Annotated in this window: 21 protein-coding genes; 14 read left to right on the forward strand and 7 right to left on the reverse strand. The window is 35.5% G+C overall.

All coding sequences use genetic code 11. The features are described 5' to 3' along the window. Positions 1-13: 13 nt before the first annotated feature. Both MHH51_RS07375 and MHH51_RS07380 read right to left on the reverse strand, forming a co-directional pair. A complete protein-coding gene (locus MHH51_RS07375; protein WP_147209862.1) occupies positions 14-769 on the reverse strand; it encodes a hypothetical protein in 756 nt (251 codons plus the stop codon). Positions 770-952: 183 nt separating this feature from the next. Continuing rightward, on the reverse strand, positions 953-1,588 hold the full coding sequence (locus tag MHH51_RS07380; RefSeq protein WP_147209861.1) for a pentapeptide repeat-containing protein: 636 nt from the start codon (positions 1,586-1,588) through the stop codon (positions 953-955). A 144-nt stretch (positions 1,589-1,732) separates the two neighbouring features. On the opposite strand from MHH51_RS07380, the gene MHH51_RS07385 reads away from it, so the two are divergent. The 6 genes from MHH51_RS07385 (at position 1,733) to MHH51_RS07410 (ending at position 5,886) form a co-directional block, all read left to right on the forward strand. Continuing rightward, positions 1,733-2,188, forward strand: coding sequence for an 8-oxo-dGTP diphosphatase (locus MHH51_RS07385; protein ID WP_147209860.1), 456 nt, complete (start codon positions 1,733-1,735; stop codon positions 2,186-2,188). A gap of 91 nt (positions 2,189-2,279) precedes the next feature. Continuing rightward, complete coding sequence (locus MHH51_RS07390) at positions 2,280-2,711, forward strand: DnaA N-terminal domain-containing protein (protein ID WP_339285305.1); 432 nt, start codon at positions 2,280-2,282, stop codon at positions 2,709-2,711. 70 nt (positions 2,712-2,781) lie between these two features. Then, entirely contained in the window at positions 2,782-3,057 is a 276-nt protein-coding gene (locus tag MHH51_RS07395) for an ASCH domain-containing protein (protein WP_147209858.1), read from the forward strand. 68 nt (positions 3,058-3,125) lie between these two features. Next, a complete protein-coding gene (locus MHH51_RS07400; RefSeq protein ID WP_339285306.1) occupies positions 3,126-4,052 on the forward strand; it encodes a DUF2268 domain-containing protein in 927 nt (308 codons plus the stop codon). After that, entirely contained in the window at positions 4,027-4,806 is a 780-nt protein-coding gene (locus tag MHH51_RS07405) for a MerR family transcriptional regulator (RefSeq protein WP_339285308.1), read from the forward strand. The genes MHH51_RS07400 and MHH51_RS07405 overlap by 26 nt, the downstream gene beginning before the upstream one ends. Before the next feature lie 81 nt (positions 4,807-4,887). Further along, the gene (locus MHH51_RS07410; protein WP_147209855.1) at positions 4,888-5,886 is read left to right on the forward strand and encodes an acryloyl-CoA reductase; all 999 of its coding nucleotides are present in this window, start codon (positions 4,888-4,890) and stop codon (positions 5,884-5,886) included. A gap of 60 nt (positions 5,887-5,946) precedes the next feature. On the opposite strand, the gene MHH51_RS07415 is transcribed toward MHH51_RS07410, so the two are convergent. After that, the gene (locus tag MHH51_RS07415) at positions 5,947-7,851 is read right to left on the reverse strand and encodes a PTS sugar transporter subunit IIA (RefSeq protein ID WP_186813585.1); all 1,905 of its coding nucleotides are present in this window, start codon (positions 7,849-7,851) and stop codon (positions 5,947-5,949) included. Positions 7,852-8,029: 178 nt separating this feature from the next. Here MHH51_RS07415 and MHH51_RS07420 point away from each other — a divergent pair, with 178 nt between their 5' ends. From MHH51_RS07420 to MHH51_RS07440, 5 genes are all read left to right on the forward strand, one after another. After that, complete coding sequence (locus MHH51_RS07420; protein ID WP_156987364.1) at positions 8,030-8,344, forward strand: PTS sugar transporter subunit IIB; 315 nt, start codon at positions 8,030-8,032, stop codon at positions 8,342-8,344. 21 nt (positions 8,345-8,365) lie between these two features. Continuing rightward, positions 8,366-9,607 (forward strand): PTS transporter subunit EIIC, encoded by a 1,242-nt coding sequence (locus MHH51_RS07425; protein WP_339285309.1) that lies wholly within the window; start codon positions 8,366-8,368, stop codon positions 9,605-9,607. 22 nt (positions 9,608-9,629) lie between these two features. After that, positions 9,630-9,980, forward strand: a complete 351-nt coding sequence (locus MHH51_RS07430) for a PTS lactose/cellobiose transporter subunit IIA (protein WP_246145088.1) — start codon at positions 9,630-9,632, stop codon at positions 9,978-9,980. 23 nt (positions 9,981-10,003) lie between these two features. Next, positions 10,004-11,422, forward strand: a complete 1,419-nt coding sequence (locus MHH51_RS07435; protein WP_156987362.1) for a glycoside hydrolase family 1 protein — start codon at positions 10,004-10,006, stop codon at positions 11,420-11,422. A gap of 401 nt (positions 11,423-11,823) precedes the next feature. Next, positions 11,824-12,759, forward strand: a complete 936-nt coding sequence (locus MHH51_RS07440; protein WP_147209852.1) for a YitT family protein — start codon at positions 11,824-11,826, stop codon at positions 12,757-12,759. A 474-nt stretch (positions 12,760-13,233) separates the two neighbouring features. Here the strand turns inward: MHH51_RS07440 and MHH51_RS07445 are convergent, their stop codons facing one another. From MHH51_RS07445 to MHH51_RS07460, 4 genes are all read right to left on the reverse strand, one after another. Beyond that, on the reverse strand, positions 13,234-13,431 hold the full coding sequence (locus MHH51_RS07445) for a DUF1648 domain-containing protein (protein ID WP_339285311.1): 198 nt from the start codon (positions 13,429-13,431) through the stop codon (positions 13,234-13,236). Between the two features lie 11 nt (positions 13,432-13,442). Continuing rightward, entirely contained in the window at positions 13,443-15,005 is a 1,563-nt protein-coding gene (locus tag MHH51_RS07450) for a hypothetical protein (RefSeq protein WP_339285312.1), read from the reverse strand. After that, positions 14,971-15,708 (reverse strand): ABC transporter ATP-binding protein, encoded by a 738-nt coding sequence (locus MHH51_RS07455; protein WP_147209849.1) that lies wholly within the window; start codon positions 15,706-15,708, stop codon positions 14,971-14,973. The genes MHH51_RS07450 and MHH51_RS07455 overlap by 35 nt, the downstream gene beginning before the upstream one ends. Positions 15,709-15,776: 68 nt before the next feature. Next, a complete protein-coding gene (locus MHH51_RS07460) occupies positions 15,777-16,397 on the reverse strand; it encodes a TetR/AcrR family transcriptional regulator (protein ID WP_147209848.1) in 621 nt (206 codons plus the stop codon). 204 nt (positions 16,398-16,601) lie between these two features. On the opposite strand from MHH51_RS07460, the gene MHH51_RS07465 reads away from it, so the two are divergent. The 3 genes from MHH51_RS07465 to MHH51_RS07475 are packed head-to-tail and all read left to right on the forward strand — an operon-like array spanning position 16,602 to position 20,262. Then, positions 16,602-17,321 (forward strand): ABC transporter ATP-binding protein, encoded by a 720-nt coding sequence (locus MHH51_RS07465; protein WP_339285314.1) that lies wholly within the window; start codon positions 16,602-16,604, stop codon positions 17,319-17,321. Continuing rightward, on the forward strand, positions 17,290-19,746 hold the full coding sequence (locus tag MHH51_RS07470) for an FtsX-like permease family protein (RefSeq protein WP_339285315.1): 2,457 nt from the start codon (positions 17,290-17,292) through the stop codon (positions 19,744-19,746). Before MHH51_RS07465 ends, MHH51_RS07470 begins: the two co-directional genes overlap by 32 nt. A gap of 6 nt (positions 19,747-19,752) precedes the next feature. Then, complete coding sequence (locus tag MHH51_RS07475; RefSeq protein WP_077603883.1) at positions 19,753-20,262, forward strand: PadR family transcriptional regulator; 510 nt, start codon at positions 19,753-19,755, stop codon at positions 20,260-20,262. Positions 20,263-20,490 lie beyond the last annotated feature (228 nt).

The following is a 20,490-nucleotide window of genomic DNA, read 5'->3' on the forward strand; positions in this document are numbered from 1 at the left end:
ATAAACATTTTAATCAAGCTGTCCTATTCAGTTTCTCTCCTTGTCTAATAAGAAAGAAGAGAACCAATAATATAAATCCCACAGCTAATGTTACGAATGGAAATAGGATAGGGAAAATTATTGTAGGAATACTCTCCCGCGCATCGGTATAATATCCAATCGGATAAGGAGCCAAAGAGCCGGCAGAAAGCAGCTCTGTTTGTAAAGCGTCCCGATCAGTGAAGCTGAAAGAAGTCATATTTATATTGCCGTTTTCATCTAATATATGCGCGGTGTATTTTAATTTTTCATCTGGAACTCTGTCAGTTATATCTCCGTCTGACGTTTCTTTTTCAACTTCTTTTGTTTTCTTTAAAAGTATAATGAATTGCGTTTTATCATTACTTTTATCCTCCAGGGTTAAATAGGCAATTTCTCCATAGTACCGGTTTAATCCTGCTTCCTCCATTCTGACAGGATAATCTTTCAATTTATCCAGTCCCTCACCGTTGATTTTTAATGATAAATCTGCGATGCTCATTTTTCTGCTCCAAGGGTCTCTATGGCTATTCTCTATTTTTACAGTTTCCTCTGTTTCTATTATGTGATCATTAAAATGAAATGTAGATTCAGTAGGCGGCCCCCCTGTACTCACATTTGTAATCTCATACGCTGCATTCATTTTTTGATTATGTATAAGCTCCATGATCATTTTTGTGCTTAAGGGTAAAGAAGTTAAAAATAAGAGTGCTCCAATAGAAAATAATAAGAATTTTAACATTTTTTTCATGATGATTTCACCTCTGGATGGAAGTAGCTTTGGGTACGGAAATAATAATTCTGTTTGCATTATTATTCCGAATGCAAGTTCATAACTTCACAATGTGTTTCCCATTTTATCACAGTGCAATCATTTTCACAGTAAAAACAGGGAAAAAAAGCCTTTTCCCGATTTTCTCAGGAAAGACTTTTCTTATTCCTTAACAATCAATCCAATCAAAGAAGCAAACTGAATCGCCTGATAGGAAGACACCTTGCAGCCTTTTAAACTTTCCAGGGAAACAGTCAATGCTTCAAAGCTGGAGGAGCTTATATCTATTCCCTTCAGAGAGGTCTCTTCAAAGTTAGCATCATTTAGATCACAGCGGTTAAACTCTATTTTTTTGAATTTGCAATTATAAAAGTCAACATTCGTTAATACAGCTTCATTAAATATGACCTTTTCCAGCTTGGCGTTTCCGAAAGTGGCCAGATTTAAGGTGGAATCGTCAAATCTGACATTGCCGATGGAGGACTCCGGGAATTCACAGCCGACCAGCTTGCAATGAATAAACTCTACGCGGTGGATAGAGGATTTTGTCAGGTTTACATTTGAGAGGTCACAATTTTCGAAACGGACATCCGTCAGCTCTATATTGCCAAAATCCGTCTGATTGAATTGACAATTTTTTAAGACTGCATCGTAAATCCGTACACGTTCCACAACTTCATTGGTGAAATCAGCTCCAGTAATTTCACACATTTCCAGCATGGGATCCTCATCATAAAAAATATCGGTAAATCTTTTTTCTGTTAATATAGGTGAAATTTTAGGAATATCTATCTTCATTTTTATGCCTTCTTTCTGTAAATGCTATTATAATTTTGATACAGGATTTGTTTCAATCATAACATAATATAGCTTTATCGATCTTTGCACAATGGTATACTAGATAATAATGAAAATGATAGATAAAAAGGGAAGGGGATTCAAATGGGAAGATCTGAGGCAGCAATTTTTACGAATATGTGTATGATTGAAAATGAGAAGGGGCAAATTTTAGTTCAAGACAGACAAAATCCAAACTGGCCGGGTATTACTTTTCCAGGAGGACATATTGAAAAAAGAGAATCCTTTCATGACGCAGTTGTACGGGAAGTAAAGGAAGAGACGGGCTTACATATTAAAAATCCTGTCCTGTGCGGGACGAAGCAATTTCAGACTGATCAAGATGAAAGATACGTTGTTTTATTTTATAAAACAGCTTCCTTTTCCGGAGAGTTAACAAGCTCCGATGAAGGAAAGGTATTCTGGATTGAAAAGGATGAACTGCCAGATTATACGCTGGCTAATGATTTTCTAGAAATGTATAGAGTGTTTGTTGATGAAAAAATTTCGGAATTTTATTATGAACAGAATGGTGAAGAAGCAAATGTAGTATTATTATAATTATTTTGATGTTTTTATATGAAGAATAGCATACGGCAGTGAATGAAAACCAGCTGATAACTTTGAATAAAACATACAGGAGGAAAATTCAATGGGTATATGGCAAAAAGTATTAGAGAAAATAAGCTACCAAATATCTAAACCCAGTTTTGACACATGGTTTAAGAAAACTACAGCTGAATTTGTAGAGGATGCTTTAACTGTCTATTCGTCCAGTGAATTTACAATAGATTGGCTGAAGGAAAAATATAGTACATTGGTTGCAGAGTCTGTAAAAGAAGTAACAGGAGAGGATTACAGTATTCATTTTGAAGTAACAGAAGAAAATGAAAAGCTTGCATCTATTTTCCCGAACGCTTATTTTGAATCATCACCAAATGATACAGACAGCATTAGCAGATTAGAGAGAAAGATAGACCGGCTGGAGCAGAAAATTCAGCAGCTAATCGATGTGAAACGCCTGGATGAAAGAGCGGAGCAGCTTGAAGAAAGGATAAGTAAGCTGGAGGAACAAGTGAAATGATTTTTAATTGTAGATATTTGAATTATTTAAATTCGTTGTTACGGTAATTTAAAAAGAGGTGAATCATTAGATGAGCAGCTTTTATCGGCCAGATTTATTTTTAGATGAAATCAGCGTGGTCACCAAAGGTCTAATTATTAAAGAAATCTGGGCCAAGGCAATATTAAGAGGCAAAAAAGAATTAGAAATCAGGGGCAGTAATACGAAAATAAGAGGTACGATTGGAATAATTGCCAGTGGTACTAAAAAAGTTATAGGCATAGCTAACCTTACTTCTGTTATCGGTCCTTTATCCATTGAAGAATATAAAGGAGAATCTCAGATACCACTGGGGTTCTTTTTTTAATTTTTACTTGACCTTCACGTTACGTAATGCTTTAAGTTATAAACAAAATGTGAAAAGGTGTGAGATAAATGAATATCAATATATTACGATCAGATAAAATTTATAGGGAGATTATCGCTTGCCCGCCAAAAGAAAAAACAGAATTGTACCGTCAAAAGATGTTAGCTCCTTACATGAAAAAGTGGGAAATACAGCAGATTCCATTCCGGGCGAAGGAGGAAAATGGGTTTGATGTGATGACGATAAATAATATGGCCCACCTGGCACCAGAGATGATAACACCGCAAATAGAACCAGAGCTTAAACTGATTTCCTCTGATAAATTATGGGGTGAGTTAAAGCAGGCAATGGAATATAGCTTAAACCAATTTACTAAGCATGGTATTAATTTGCCTGTGTCTAATTATTTATTTACGGTTTTGTTAGGGAATCCTGACAGCGAAATCCTGCGGCTGAGTGAAGGATACAGTGGAGAAGGCGGAATTCCTGGTTATATTTTTCTTAGTTTGCTTCCAAATGAGTACACATTAAAACGATTAAAACCCGCATTAGCACATGAATGTAATCATAATGTCCGTTACCAATTTATTAAATGGAATGATAAAATTAACCTTGGGGAATTAATTGTCAGTGAAGGGCTAGCAGAAAATTTTGCCACTTATCTATATGGAGAAGATTTAATTGGGCCATGGGTCAGTAAAACAGATGCCAACACACTGAATCGTGTTATTAAACCTATTTTAAGAGAACATTTAGGAATAACAGGATTACAGCAAATTATGCCTTATCTTTACGGAGATGAAATTACTAAATTACAAGGTTTACCAACAGTAGGAGTACCGCACAGCGCGGGCTATGTATGCGGATATTATTTAGTGAAGTATTATCTGCAAAAAACGGGGAAATCCATTGTAGAAGCAACAACACTTCCGGCTGATGAGATATTAAGCGAGGTGAAAGAATATTGGGATGAAGAAACCGTACTATACCGTTAAAGATATGATTACTATAACTGGTGTTACGAAAAGAACACTTCATTATTATGATGAAATCAATTTATTAAATCCGGATAGTTATTCAGATAAAGGCTACCGGCTGTATAATCATGAGAATCTAAAAAAATTACGGACGATTTTGCTGTTAAAGGAATTAGATCTGCCATTGAAAGAAATAGCGGTGATTATACAGTTGCCAAAACAAGAGCAAAGGAAGATTTTAGCCGGGCATTATGAAGCGATGCAAATAAAAAAGCAAAACCTTGAGCGGACATTAATCAATTTAAATGATTTTATGTCAGGAAAAGATATTTCTTTTTTAGATGTTTTTCATAAAGGTAATGTATTACCATTAAAAGAGCAGTATCAATTAGAAGCAAAATATGTGTATGGGGACACTGCAAAGTATCAAGAATACGAAAAAAATATCAAACAAATTCCCGAAGAAGAAAGAGCTGCTGTTTTTGAAGCTTTTGATCAGAATATGCAGGATGTATTCTTAAAATTTGCCAAGTTTTCAAAGGAATCACCTGCTTCTAAAAAAGTACAGCAAATCGTTCTTGAATGGAAAAGTTATCTCGAACAGTTTATGATAGGTGATACAGAAATCCTTCAATGTATTGCTTATACGTATAAGGAAGATAAAAGCTTTAAAGTATATATCAATCAATTCGGAAACGAAACACTGAATGAATTTATTCACCAAGCTATTTTACACTATTGTGAAGAGGAAGAGCTTTCCCAATATAAATAGCAAATCAATATAGGGTTGAAGCACCTAAATTCAGGGAATAATCAATTAGAATATATAGTATAGTTAGATGGAGGTTATATCATGACAAACACATTTAAAGCACTCGTTGTAGAAAAAGAAAATGAAAACTTAAATTTGAATGTAAAAGAAATCGAACCTTCCGATTTACCTGAGGGGGAGGTTCTGGTCAAAGTAAAATATAGCGGAATTAACTATAAAGATGGGCTTGCTGCTCATCCTAATGGCAATATTGTAAAGGACTATCCTTTTATTCCAGGCATTGATTTGGCAGGAGAAGTGGCTGATTCCAAAGATGACCGCTATAAGGCAGGAGATCCTGTTATTGTTACCAGCTATGAATTAGGTGTTTCCCATTTTGGAGGCTACAGTGAGTATGCACGTGTTCCGGCTAAATGGATCGTACCTCTCCCGGAAGGCTTAAGCTTAAAAGAAAGCATGATCTTAGGAACAGCCGGTTTTACAGCTGCTTTATCTGTGCAAAGATTAGAGGAGAATGGATTGAAACCGGAAAATGGTACTGTTCTTGTCACTGGAGCTACAGGCGGTGTAGGAAGCGTTGCTATTTCTCTCTTGAAAAAGAAAGGGTATCACGTAGCGGCCAGCACTGGAAAAGACTCTGAAAAGGATTATTTGCAGCAGTTGGGTGCAGCAGAGGTTATTGACAGAAAAGAGGTTTATAACGGAAAGCTGAAAAAGCTCGACAAACAAAAATGGGCTGCTGCAATTGATGCGGTTGGCGGAGAGCCGTTAGCTTCCTTATTAGCACAAATGAAATACCGGGGCAGTGTCGCTGTCAGTGGAATGGCAGCAGGAGTAGAGCTTCCTTCATCTGTTTTCCCGTTTATTTTACGCGGAGTTTCTCTGCTTGGAATTGATTCCGTATATTGCCCGATGGAAGAACGGGAGCAGATATGGCAGCGTTTAGCTGGAGATTTAAAATTAGATAATCTTGAGGACTTAGTTTATAAGGAAGCAGCGCTGGAAGAATTACCGGAGTTATTGCCAGCAGTATTTGAAAGCAATCATTTAGGAAGAGTGCTTGTGAATTTAGAAGGTTAATTATATATCATGTATTTTGAAGGAGAACGGAGAAAATAGCGTTCTCCTTCATTTTTTTAATTAGTCTGTCTGCTTGTCAATAAAATCGATCAACTGATCAATAAAACCTTCATAAGACCTTGAATTGGCCAATTTGTTCACGTTTTCGGGGTTAGACAGAATTTTAATATATTCATCGTAAATATCACGGTAAAGGTTTCGTTCATTATAGTTCATAGCAATTAAAGAGACAATTTTTATATTTGAAGCGTCTCCCCAAGAGATAGGCTGTTTCGTTATCAATACAGCAATGGCTGTTTGCAATGCGTCCATATTTATAGAATGGGGGACGGCAACAATATTATTAAAAGCGGTAGACGATAGATTTTCTCTTTTTATAACATCCTGAGCAAAATGTCGTTCAACCAGCTGCAAGGAAGCCATTTTTTCCGTAATAAAACGAATGACTTCAAATTCATCTTTAAAAGCTTTATCACTCAGGATAAAAAGTCTTTTATCAAATAATGAGATAAGGTTTCGCTTGATTTGCTGCTGTTTTTTATCATGCTTTATCTTGTTTACCTGTGTTTGTATTTTTAAAATATCATCCGCATCCATAAAGGTATTAATAAGCACCTCTTTTATATGAAGGTCAAATGGAAGATTTACAGTAGAAATAATTAAATCTCCATGCATCTCAGTTATCTCCTTATCAATCCTGGTTATTATTTTTGAAATAACCAGTTGATTCGCAAAATAATGCTCCAGCTTCTCTTTTATTACCAAGTGTAAATTGTTATAGGCAGGACAAATAAGAATGACATTTATAGACTCGTCATTTTTTTGTTTTAATTCCAAACAACTCCCCACATGCAAAGCAATATAGGTTATTTCATCTTCAGGCAATTGAATGTTCAATTCTTCAGAGAGAAGATTAGCAATATAGACAGATAAATCATAAATCAATGGTGAAGAGCTTTTAATAGACTGTGTAAGCGGATTTTCAAAAGAAAAATTATTCGAAGCTCTAATCACCATATTTTGAACATGCAAAGCAAATTTGGTTTTGAACTCTTCATCATCCAAGCTGATTAAATAGCTCTCGTTAACCTTTTGGATAATTCGATTGACTAAATCCAGATATCGGGATTGAGCATCATTTCCAGTCTCTTCAAGAGTATTCGTTGTTTTACTGCTTATCAGTGCCTGCAGATAATATAATTCATTTTCATCCATTTGGACTTGAAAATAAGATTCAATTAAGTGTTGTATTTCATGAACAATCTTTATTGAAATGAATTTTTCTTTAAAAGGATAGACATGATAATGCACATATTGATTATCCTGCATTCGTTCAATGGAAACAACAATATGATAGATAATATTGCCAAGGGTATATTCATTAATATCATAATCGTGACTTTGAATAATTTGCAGCAGCTTTTTTTTGAAGTCACCCAACTCATAACCAAATGACTTCTCTAAGTCAATAATGTTGTAAAAGGTTGTATTATATTCTTTAGTATAAATCACACGCATTATTTTGCGCTTATCTATTTCTTTACCTCTTAAAAACAAATAATCTTTTGCTCTTTCAATAGCCAAATCGTAGCTTTTAATAAATTTCCGGCATTCTATTAAATCCTTTTCAATGGTTGGAACGCTTACAAATAACTCATCACTTAAATCAAATATATCCACACCGTTCTTGGCTAAAACGAGTCTTTGTAAAATGAAGTACATTCTATTTTCAAAGGGTTTATTCTCTGGTTGTATAGTTTCATTATTTTCTATTTTTTTCAGACGATAACCTGCACTTGAAGATTCTATGATAAATAAGTGACTATACTGTTCATTAATATACTGGATATAGTTCCTCAAGGTCCGGGGCGAAATATTTAAATAAGTTAGTATTTGTTTTGATTTCATCCAGTTGCCGTGTTCCTCTAATAAATGAATGAGTGCTTCAATGTTTTTTTCCTTCATTAGAATTCCCCTCCCTTCGTTCTGTTCAAACAATCTTTTTAGAATTAACTTCATTATAATCCGACGTTACATGATAAGAAAATAAATCTATTGCCAGCCGGTAGGCAAAAGGAATATTCGTTAGTATTCCTTATCCTTGGCATAATATAAGTACATCAAAAACAAGGGGGAAAACAAAATGAAAAAAACAGTTTTATTAATTTGCAGTGGTGGAGCTTCCAGTGGTTTCCTGGCTCAAAATATTCGTAAGTCTGCTAAGAAAAAAGGGTTAGAGGTAGAGGTGATAGCAAGAGGTGAATCAGAACTGGTTGATTATATGGATCGAATCAACATGGTATTAATTGCACCACATTTAAGCTATATAAAGGACGATATAGCAGATCAGCTTTCAAATACAAATATTCCTTATCAAGTTATTGATCAAATGACTTATGGAACATTGAATGGAGATAAGGGTCTTGACATTATCGTTAAAGAACTTGGGTTAGAATAATTCTGGATAAGGGGGATTACCATGAACAAATTGATTGAGTATATGAACCGGTCATTTGCACCTAAGATGAATAAGATCACAAGAAATGCCTGGGTATCTGCCATACAAGAATCCATTATGGGTGTATTACCGCTGATTCTCGTTGGATCATTAATCACACTGATTATGATTTTAAATGATTTCATACCTAATATGCCTAATCTGCAGCCTATCAGTGATTTTTCATTCGGTTTAATGAGTCTATTCATTTCTTTTCTGACACCATATTTTATTATGGAAAAATTGAAGAAAAGTGATCGGAAATTAGTTGCAGGTTTAACGGGTGCGGCAATGTTTTTATTTTTGCTCTCTCCTACATTTAATGATGAGGGACAAATTATCTTTTCTTTTGAAAGATTTGGGGCAAATGGAATGTTTGTCGCAATTATTGTCGGGTTGCTTGTTGGTGTTGTGTTTTATCTATTCAGTAAAATGTCCTTTTTTAAAGAATCAAGCTCATTGCCAGATTTTATTATTGTCTGGTTCGATACGATTGTACCAATTACGTTATTACTGTTGGCTGCATGGCTTTTTACAATTGTCGGAAGTTTTGACCTTTATGCTGCCATCCTCAGTCTGTTCGAGCCGCTCAACTATATCGGTCAAAGCTTTGCAGGCTTTGTTATTATCACATTTATCAGTGTGTTTCTATATTCTTTCGGCATTAGTCCATGGGCTTTATACCCTATTATTTTTCCAATATGGATGGCCGGAATTGAACAAAACGCAAATCTATTAAGTCAGGGAGCAGATCCTTCCTTTATTCATACATTCGAAACAATGATGGCATGGATATGGATTGGTGGAATGGGAACAACATTGCCATTAGTCATTATTATGCTGCTAATTGCCAAATCGAATCATTTGAAAGCAATCAGCAGGGTAACAATAGTTCCTTCTATCTTTAATATTAATGAACCGGTTGTATTTGGTGCTCCTGTAGCTTTTAATCCGATTCTTATGATTCCAATGTGGCTGAATGGTATTATCATTCCGGCAATCACATATATCGTTCTTTCAATGGGGGTAATTCCCCTTCCTGCTGAGGTAATGCAATTATGGTACGTGCCGATTGGAATTTCCACCTATCTTGTTAATACAGATATTAGCGGACTGTTACTTCTGCTGGTTAATCTCGTTGTATCATTAATAATCTGGTATCCTTTTGTCAAAGTATATGACAATCAAAAAGTAAATGAAGAAAAACAGCCAGAGGAAGTTTAATTTAATTTAAGGAGGGCTTGATTTGAGCCAACATAATGCAGAAAGTTTACAAGAAGTATCCATGAAAATTATATTAGGAGCCGGCGATGCAAGGGCTGATATTCAAGCTGCTTTGAAGGATGTAGAAACGTTTAAATTCGAAGAGGCAGAAGCGAAATTAGCAAAAGCAAAAAAGCATATGTCAGCAGCACATTCAGCTCAAACAGAAACGATTCAAGAAGAGGCTAGAGGAGAAGCTGTTCCTTATTCTACTTTATTTACACATGCTCAGGACCATCTGATGACAGTAATGAGTGAATGGAATATAGCCAGAAATCTATTAAAGATTTCTAAGGTCTTTGATCAAAGAATCAAGAAATTAGAAAGTGAATAATACGCTGATTGGAAGTGATACCGATGTCTGTTCAGGCACCTCATTTATTTCCGAGTGATTTTCTATGGGGGGCAGCAACTGCTGCTTACCAAATTGAGGGGGCTCATTTAAAGCATGGAAAAACATTATCGGTTGTTGAAAAAAATATGAATAAAAATTACGCTGATCCAAGTATTGCTTCAGGTCATTATCAATATTGGGAGAAAGATATTGCACTGATGAGGGAGCTTGGATTGAAAGCATACCGATTTTCTATTTCCTGGCCGCGAATATTGCCGGATGGTCGAGGGAAAATAAATCAAGAAGGCGTAGATTTTTACCGTAAATTGATTAATAAACTAAAAGAATATGAAATAGAACCGATCGTTACCATTTATCATTTTGATCTGCCTCAGTGTTTACAAGAAGAATACGGGGGCTGGTCATCCAGAAAAGTCATCGATGATTTTGAAGCATATTGTCAGGTGCTTTTCACATATTTTGATGATGTAAACTATTGGCTTACCATTAATGAGCAAAGCAATATGTTTCAGCTGCCATATCTGATGGAATTTAATCCTGATATTCCATTGGAGAAGCAGAAATATGAAATGAATCATATTATGACATTGGCTCATGCTAAAGCAATTCATTTATGTCGTACGCTGCTGCCAAATGCAAAAATTGGACCAGCTTTAGGAATTATCCCTAATTATCCTGCCAGCCCCAAGCCGGAAGATATTTTGGCAGCAAGATATGCGGATGAAATGCGGACTTATCTGTTTATGGATTTATATATGAAAGGAGAATATAGACCTTTTGTATGGAATTACCTTGTGGAAAATGGAATAGAGCCAACCGTTGAGCCGGAAGATATGGCACGTATACAATCTGCGAAACCCGACTTTATAGGAATTAATTATTATCAGTCTCGTGTTGTAAAATATATTCCAGAAGATACGGACAAAAAAGAATTAAAATTGAATTATGATGGAAAAGATGATGATACACAATATGATAATATTCCAGGGCTATTTGAAGGAATGACTAATCCATTCACACCTAAAACAAGATGGGATTGGGAAATTGATCCGATAGGGTTTCGATATATATTAAATGAGCTTTATGACCGTTATCAGATTCCATTGATGATTACAGAGAATGGTCTTGGAACATTGGATGAACTAACAGCAGATAAACAAATCCATGATCAGGAAAGAATTGATTTTCTGCGTGACCATATCCGGCAGCTTCAACTGGCAATCAAGGATGGTGTAGAAGTTTGGGGATATATGCCATGGTCCTTTATAGATTTGTTAAGCACCTCCAGCGGTTTTAGAAAAAGATATGGGTTCGTATATATAGACCGTGACGATAAGGATATTAAAACCTTGGAGCGGATTAAAAAGGATAGCTTTTTCTGGTATCAAAAAGTGATTGCTTCCAATGGCTGTCAGCTTTAAATAAAAAGAATGCCGAGATTGTATAATACATATCTGGGCATTCTTTTTATTTGATAAAATGTATGGTTTGCTAAAGTCCGGGAAGAAATAAAGCCTGAAGCTTTTTTATACAATAATCGGCTGTTTGTTCTAAAATATTATCAGATAACGGAGCAATTTTATCTAACTATTGAATTTAGCTCTTAATTCGGGTAAAGTAGCCTTTGTAAGAAGAGTGTGTTCTAAACTTTCCAGATAACGGCAAGCGGTTTTTGTTGCGTAATAAGAACCTTGGTTTAAATTTATATGATTTCATAAAAATCTTTTTCATGTCTGACATGGAAAAGATTTTTTAGGGACGAATAATGCTGTTTATGGAAGGAATAATGCATTTAAAAAACATACTAAGAAAGGGGTTTTGTATGAAAAACTATCTATTTCTAATTACCGGCACCTTTTTCTTTGCTGCTTCTGTAGCCATTTTCGCGATGCCGAATTCCTTAGCAGAGGGAGGCGTTCCCGGGCTGGCGCTGCTTATCTACCACGAAACAGATATATCACCTGCATTAACTACTCTTATTCTGAATGCAGTAATTCTTTTAATCGGCTTTCGTTATTTGCCGAAAGATATGATTATCAAATCACTTGTAACTATACCACTATTTTCATTCTTTATTTATATCCTCGAAGACATAACTTCAGGAATACCAGACCCTCTTCTGGCAGCAATCTTTGCAGGTGTATTTACTGGTGCAGGCTTTGGACTTATTTTCCGTTCAGGAAGTACCACAGGTGGAACATCGACCATTGCCCGTATGTTGAACTATAAATTTGGCTGGGAATTGACAGGGACCAATTTTGTTTTGGATGCCTCTGTTGTCGTTGCCGGGATTTTTGTTATTGGTCCGCTATACACGATGTATACGGTGCTCGCGCTATTTATTGGAAAAAGGGTAACGGATTATGTGTTAGAAGGTTTTGAAGCTAAAAGAGTGGTGCATATATTTTCTAATAAAACGAAAGAAGTGGAGCATGCACTGCAAACGAGCCTGGGAACACATACGACTGTATTAAAAGCAGAAAAAAATGCAGATGGTGTCGAGGAAAACCTGATTTATGTCGCTATTCCGAAACAGCGGCTATTCTATCTGAAAAAGCTGGTCAGCAGTATTGACGAAAACGCATTTACAGTTGTACACACTGTGAAGGATGTTACAGGCGGCAGCTTTGCAGAGGCACATCACCCGGGACAGAAAACATTTAGAAGCAAGAAATTGGAGCGTCGTTATTATAAGAAGCAGGCAGATGAAGAGAGTTTTACACCGACTGCCGATGCAGTAATTGAGAATAAAAAATAAATTCTATTTACAAGTTAGAAAGTTTTTTCGCTATATGAATTGCACTGTATCGCTAGTGCTCGTCTATATTGCGTTTGTATTTCGCCCTGTTTTCGGGTATAATTCCATTATAGAATCGTATAATATTAAAAACCGTCTGGTGTGTCAGCACCAAACGGTACAATAAACCAATTCTCTATTTGAGGGTTGGCGCTTTAGTTATAAAATAACCCCTAACGCCTGCAAAGCATATGAGGGGTTATTTTTTATTGTTTTCGGACATGATAAACGCAATTAGTGATCCAAAAGAAATCATCAGTATTAATACGCTTCCAATATCCATTAGCGTCACCTCCCTTCTTTGGAAAAATCAAAGAAGGTATAACGGTGCGCTCCCCTCATATGCAATTGGTTTATTGATAGATTTAGTATAGCATATAGATTTAAAAAAGCTCCATTTTATAAGGATATTTCCTGTTTTTTTGTAAAAGAAGCTTAATCTCTCTTTTCTCTAAAAAACTGCCAATAAACAGAATAAGGAATAATAACCCCAGCCAAAAGAAAATATTTATGAACAACTATATCTGCTTCACCCCGCCAGTTAAAATGGATTGGAATCGAATCGGGTAAAAGTAAAATAATGATAAACAAAACAAAAAACATAATTAAAAATACGATAATATCCTTTTTCATAAACATTCTCCTTATATAAGTTTTATTGTGCAGGTCCGTCGATAGAAAATCACAGCTAAACTGATTAATAGGATGGAGAGAGCAAGGTAAATAATGTATAACGGAAGCACCTGGAACAGAATAAGCGCCAGCGGTACAATCACTATTGCCATCCCGGTGAAGGCTGAAATCAAAACAGGCGGGCTTTGTTTAACGATATACATATCATTTTTCCAGCTGAAATTTGGATTGAAAAAATTCAGCATTAATCCAAATGTCGTGATAAAAGCTGAATAGCTTAAAGGAATAAGTATCGCCCATATCAGCTGTTCCATATTTGGAGAAAGCCTGATAATAAAAGCAATAATACTTATCCAAAAACCAGATAAATGCAGGGAAAAGGTACAGGCTAATTTAGCATGAATTACTCTTCTTTGTTCAATAGGCAGTGTTTTTAAGATCCAGATTTTATTTCCCTCCATCGATAGAGCTGCAGTTGCCGGATTACTTATCAGAAGTAGAGCTGCACTAAAAGTAGGGAATATATTTGTTATTGTCCCGCTAGAAACAGACATCGGAATAAGAGCTGTCAATTTTTCCACTCCAAACAAGAGCAGAGCCATACTGAGAAAAATTAATAGTACGGTACCCAGTATCGAATTGAGCAGGTAGTTGTATGAACTGAATAAAGTATTTATTTCCTGCTTCCAAAGCGCAAAGAAAATGCTTCGCTGTTTGATAGCTTTTTGCTTCACATTGTTATTACTTTTTAAAGCAAGAAGGCGTAAATTAAGCTTCCGGTAGTATTTACTGCCAGTCAGAATCAGCAAAATAAGCAGTAAACAACTGATAAAAATAAAAGCAAGAATATGAAATATATGATCCGTACTATCAAACTGCAATAATACAGATGGCAGATAAATATTAGTCATTTGTCTGTATAAAAATGCTCCGATATTCTGCATGTCACTTGTCTGATTAGATTGCGTGATAATAAAATAGCTGAACATACCTAAAAGAATAAGAGAGAAAGAAACGGCAATCAGCTTCATCTGTCGAAAATAAGCAGCCAGGTGATAAACAAGACTTCCAAAAATTACCCCAATACAAATGGGAATAACAGGTATAATCAGTGCTGTAATAAAAAACAGCAAGATTAAAAGTGGAGATGCCGCATCATCAGGCGCCCAGACAAGTAATACTGGTATAGTAAAAAGCAGGCTGACCAGTAAATGAAAGAAGTATAAATGAAGCAGCTTGCTGATAAATATTTCTTTTTCACTGACTGGATAAGTGGACAGCTGTTCAAAATCACTACTGCCAAAAATAGTGCCGTTTGCACGTAAAAGTGATAAAAAAATCATCATGATACTGGAAACAGAAAGCATGTATGCCGGGATGAGAGCTGTCTGCCCAAGACTGACCAGTGTTTTTGCTGTCAACGTATTATAAATAAGTAGAAATATTCCCATAAGGAGCAGCGCAGCAAAAGTTATTTTGACCCCATTACCTTGTTTGGCGGAACGAAATAATTGATGGAATGGAATACTGTTGGCAAGGTCATTTTTGAATAATATCCATATTTTTTGATTCATTACGGACCTCCATAAATATTTCTTCTAAGCTTTTCGAGCCGGCAACCTCTTCCATCAGTCCATTTTTAACAAGACTTCCTTTATGAATAATAGCTACCTTATTACATAGCTTCTGGGCAACCTCTAATACATGTGTCGAAAAGAATACAGCACCACCATTTTCTGCATGCTCCTGCATCAGTCTTTTTAATTCAAAGGAAGCGGTCGGGTCTAAGCCGACAAATGGCTCATCTAATATAAATAATGCCGGTTTATGAACTAAAGCAGCAATTAACGCAATCCGCTGTTTCATCCCGTGAGAATAAGAAGCAATACTGTTATTGAGTTTGCTTGTCATTTCAAAAATCGTACTGTATTTTTCAATGGATTGTTTTCTTTCAGTCAAAGGAACCTCGAAAATATCAGCGATAAAGCTGATGTACTGAAGTCCGGTTAAATGCTCATATAAATCGGGATTATCCGGAATAAATGCGATTCTTTTTTTACAGTTAACAGGGTCAGTTTTGATTGAATAGCCATCAATCCAGATCTCACCCTGGTTAAAATGATGGATACCGACAATTGCTTTAATAGTCGTAGATTTACCAGCCCCGTTTGCTCCGATAAAGCCGTAAATATCACCATTTTGGATGTGGAGATTAATATCCGTAATTGCTTTTGTTCCATCTTCATACATTTTTGAAATGTGATTAACTTTTAACATAATTTCCCTCCTATTGACAAATTGTCAGTCATGATGATAAAAGAAACCAATGAAATAAAGGACATTGGTTAGTCTTCTATAGTAGATACTTCAATATTCAGTGATTTTGCCAAGACTTCTTTAAAAGCTTGTAAATAAACTTTCATTTCATCTAAACTGGATTTCTTGAGCTTAAGATCATTGGAAACAAAAACATATCCAGTTACTAGAAAATGGGCAGTTTCATAAGGATAGTCTACCTGAAAAATATTCTGTTCTTTTCCTTCTTCAATAATTTGTGTAAATAAAGGGAGAAGTTTTTCAATAAATTTATGATAAAAGCGATCCATCATATACCTATTTTCCTCCAGCTGAACGGTTTCCTGCAGCGTGACTGTTTCTGCTGTAACCGTATCTTCCTGAATAATGGTTGTCTGTAAAAATTGGTTTAACTTTTCCAGCGGAGTTAACGATGCATTTTCTACTATTTTCTCCATCTGTACAATTAGCGGCTTAACAGACTTTTCAACCAAGATATAAAGAATTTCTTCTTTATTTTTAAAATGATAATAAAGCAGCCCGCGCGAAATTCCAACTTCATTAATAATATTTTGGGTCGTTGTCTGCAAATAGCCTTTTTCTGTAAATAATTTCATTGCCGCATCTAAAATTTCTGCTTTTCTGACTTCAGGCAATTTCACATCTCTCATGTAATATACCTCCTTGCGTTAAGTATATACAAATGACTGACAAAGTGTCAATTCATTTATGAACACGCATTAAATATGTGGTATATTTATCATTTTATTATAGGTACTTACTTAGTATATAATTAATATTGAACAAATAACGAAATTAGGTTAATATTAGTTTTGTAATTATATACTAAGTATATATTAAGGGGATGGAATAATTTGATTAAAGTTAGTGGGCTAGTGAAATCTTTTACACAAGGAAAAAATATCACAGAGGTACTGAAGGATGTCGATTTGAAAATAGAAGAAGGGGAATTTGTTGCGATTATGGGACCTAGTGGTTCTGGAAAAAGTACACTTTTACAGCTTTTGGGTGGACTGGATTCCCCTACAAATGGAAAAATTGAGGTGGGTGGAAAAGCGATAAGTGAGATGAGTGAAAACCAAAGAACTATTTTTCGCCGTAAAAGCATTGGAATCATTTTTCAAAATTACCAGCTTTTAAATAATTTAACGGTTGAAGAAAATATTGCTTTTCCATTATATGCAGATGGAACACTTGACAAAGAAAAAATGAAGGAAGTAAAAGAACTTATCCAGGCGGTTGGATTAAATGAATTAAATAAAAAGCAAGCCAATTTATTGAGCGGTGGGCAACAGCAAAGGGTAGCTATTGCAAGGTCTTTGGTGAATCAGCCCAACGTTTTATTAGCCGATGAACCGACCGGAAATTTAGACCGCTCTAAAGCAGAAGAAATATTGTTGCTTTTAACACAATTTCATAAAAAGAATAACCAGACGATTATTATGGTTACGCATGATATATTTGCTGCCGGTTTTGCGGATAAAATAATCTTGTTTAAAGATGGAACGATTGAACAAATCATCTCCAGAGAGGATGAGAACTATGCTCAATATCTGGCGAATTTCATGGCGTAATATTACGAGAAAGAAAAAAAGATTTGTATTAACCTTATTAGCAATTATAATGGGAACGTCCTTTATTACTGCTATGCTGATAGCAGATAGAACGACAAAGGATGTTTTTGATTACTATGAAGAAATGTATACAGGAAATGCGGATTTTTGGATTTTAAGCGATGAACACACTTATCCAGAAGAGATAATTAACACTGTTCAAAATCATCAAAATGTAGATGAGACGCTTATGGCGTTAGATAAACAAACCTTTCTTGATTTACCTGGTGAATATTCGGACAGCCAGCTGGCTGTCCGAATTACGGGGGTGGATAATCAAAATAGTAATTTATTAAAGCTGCCAGTAGTAGAAGGAGAACTTGATAATGAAGGGTTAGTCATTCCCGAAACAGTTGCGGATTTGTTGCATGTTGATGTAGGTGATACGTTGTCCTTTCGAGAAATGGGGGAAGTGAAGATATCAGCAATTGTAGAATATACCCAGTTGTTATCAAGTCCAGGGAGTTGGGAACGGGCAGCATCCTCCAGTTTTCGCATGATGGCTCCCCTCGATTTATTGCAGGAGCGGGCTGAGTTGAATGGAGAAATTTCATATATCAGGTTGAGCACACTTGGAAATGACGAGAAATTATTTCGTGACATCCAAGAAGAGCTTTCTGACTCAAGAGCTTTTATTCAGCCGGTTGTTGCTGATGACCGTCAAAGTAATGATGTGGAAGGGCTCTATACATTCTTTTATTTAATAGCCATCCTGACCATGTTTATAAGTGGGTTTATTGTTTTTAATATGATTTATACGGGCGTTATTGAGCGAAAAAAAGAGTTCGCTATTATGAAAAGTCTGGGATATGGGCAAATTTCTATTTCAAGACTAATTTTGATGGAAGTTTCTTTCATAGCTATGATTGGAACAATTATTGGTGTACCTATTGGTATTTGGTTAGGCGATTTGTTTATGATGACCCTTCTAGGCATATTTGAATATGACATGGTTTATTCTCTCAATTGGATTATGCCAACTGTCATTTCTTTAGCAGCAGGTGTTATTTTTCCCGTTTTGTTTTCTATGTTTCCAATATATAGTGCAGGAAAAACATCTATACTTGAAAATTTAAAAATGGGTGCAAATACAAGCTCCAATGAAAAAGTGCACTGGATCAGATACGTCATTGGTTTTGGGTTATTATTATTTTTCTTTATAGACAGTCCTGTGTCATATATCAGCCTCATATTATCTGTCGTTATGTTAAGTCCATTGTTTTTAAAAATATTCAGCATGCTGATTAAGCCGATTATTCTGTTATGCATGGGGCATCCGGGCAGAATGGCAATCTCTAACTTAAGAAAACAACTATATAGAAATGCAAATACTGCGACGCTGCTTTCCGTCGGAATTGCGGTGATCCTCTTATTGGGGGCACTTTCAGATGCAGCACCAGAAAACTATGCAAATCAGATAAAATCGAACTACGGTGGAGATGTCAGATTAACTTCGGAGAAACCATGGTCTGCAAGCGATTTAGATAAAATAAATGATAAAGAATTTGTTGAATCCAGTACTTTATTAACAGAAGCAACACCAATTACATGGATAAATAAAGATATGCATTTAAGGCAATTCTCCATTATGGGAGTAGATCAGAACAGTTTATATTATGATGATTTCAATTATACAAGCTTTGAAAATAATGATACATTATCTATTATACTGGGTGAAAGAGCTTTTCGGGAATGGGGAGGAAAGATCGGGGAAGATATCTTTGTCCATACTCCGGCAGGAACAAAACCGTTTGAAGTAATCGATGTAGCTGCGACCTCACATTATTCCGGCTACGTAGCATTTATGGATGAAGAACAGTTAAATCATCAATTTGGCTGGGAGAATAGTTTTGATTTGTTGATTCATCTGGATGAAAACACAACGGAAGAATCGGTTAGAAATGCATTATGGAGTGAATTTGGCGGTTTTTTGTCTAAGATGATTTTTGTAGAAGAGGAAATTGCTTCAACAACTTCCGCATTTGAAGGAATGAATGAATTGATTCAATTCATGCTAGTCTTAGTTATCCTGCTTGCCAGTGTCGGAACAGCGAACACACTTATCATGAATACGTTTGAACGAACTTCAGAAATAGGTACGATGAGAGCATTAGGCTTTACAAGATTACAAGTTAAAACTATGGTGTTAGTAGAAGGTTTTCTGATAGGATTGGCCGGAGTTTTAGGAGGACTAATTACTGGCTTGTGCTTATTAGTTGTTGCAAGCAACTCTACATTAATAGGCGATTTCGTTACGGTGTATTTACCTGTCGAATCAATAATATTAACGGTTACCGCCGGAATTCTGTTAAGCTTGATTGCTTCTTGGATATCGAGCAGTGCAGCAAGCAAAATAGATATCCAATCATCTCTAAAAGAAGGTTGATTATGAATGTCCGTGAAATATGGAATAATGACGTTGCTCTATGATAAAAAATGTCATGGTTATGAATTAAAAATTGAATTGGATCAGTTGCTGGGGAGTAAAGGGAAAGTTAATCCGGGTCAAATATATACGACCTTAGACCGCTTAATTCGGGATGAACTTGTTATCCCTTTGGATATAGATGAACAAGAGAGAAAATTGTTTACCTTGGATGTATCAGGCAAAACAGAACTGGAGGAATGGTTATTAGAAGCAGTTCCTTATCATTCAACCAAAGAAGATTTCTTCTTTAAATGGATCTGTGCAAGAAAAATCGATTATGCTAACGAGTCGCAAATGCTTGAACAGCAAAAATCGATGGTTTTAAAAGAAGTAATGGATCTGACCAAATTAAAAACAGACTTGCTGATAAAGGGAGATGAGAACAACTATCTTTTAATTACTGGGAGGCTGCTTCACTTAGAAGCTGATTTAAACTGGATCACCCAAGTGGAGAACAGGCAGACAAAACCATAATATGCTCTGTTGCACCTTTTGCTGTAAAGCAATATGTTTATTAATGTTATCATAAGAAAACCGTTATTTTGAGTGTTTATCAAAATAACGGTTTTTATTTGGAAATTTTAATAAGGTTCTATTTCCTAAAAAAATAATCTTGACAAGTCAACCTTTTTAATCGATAATGATAATCGTTATCAATGATAATGATTATCATTATCGTAGAGTTGACTATACACGGAAAGA

Origin of the sequence: Oceanobacillus sp. FSL K6-3682 (assembly GCF_037976165.1) — a bacterium.
GTDB classification, from domain to species: Bacteria; Bacillota; Bacilli; order Bacillales; family Amphibacillaceae; genus Oceanobacillus; species Oceanobacillus sojae.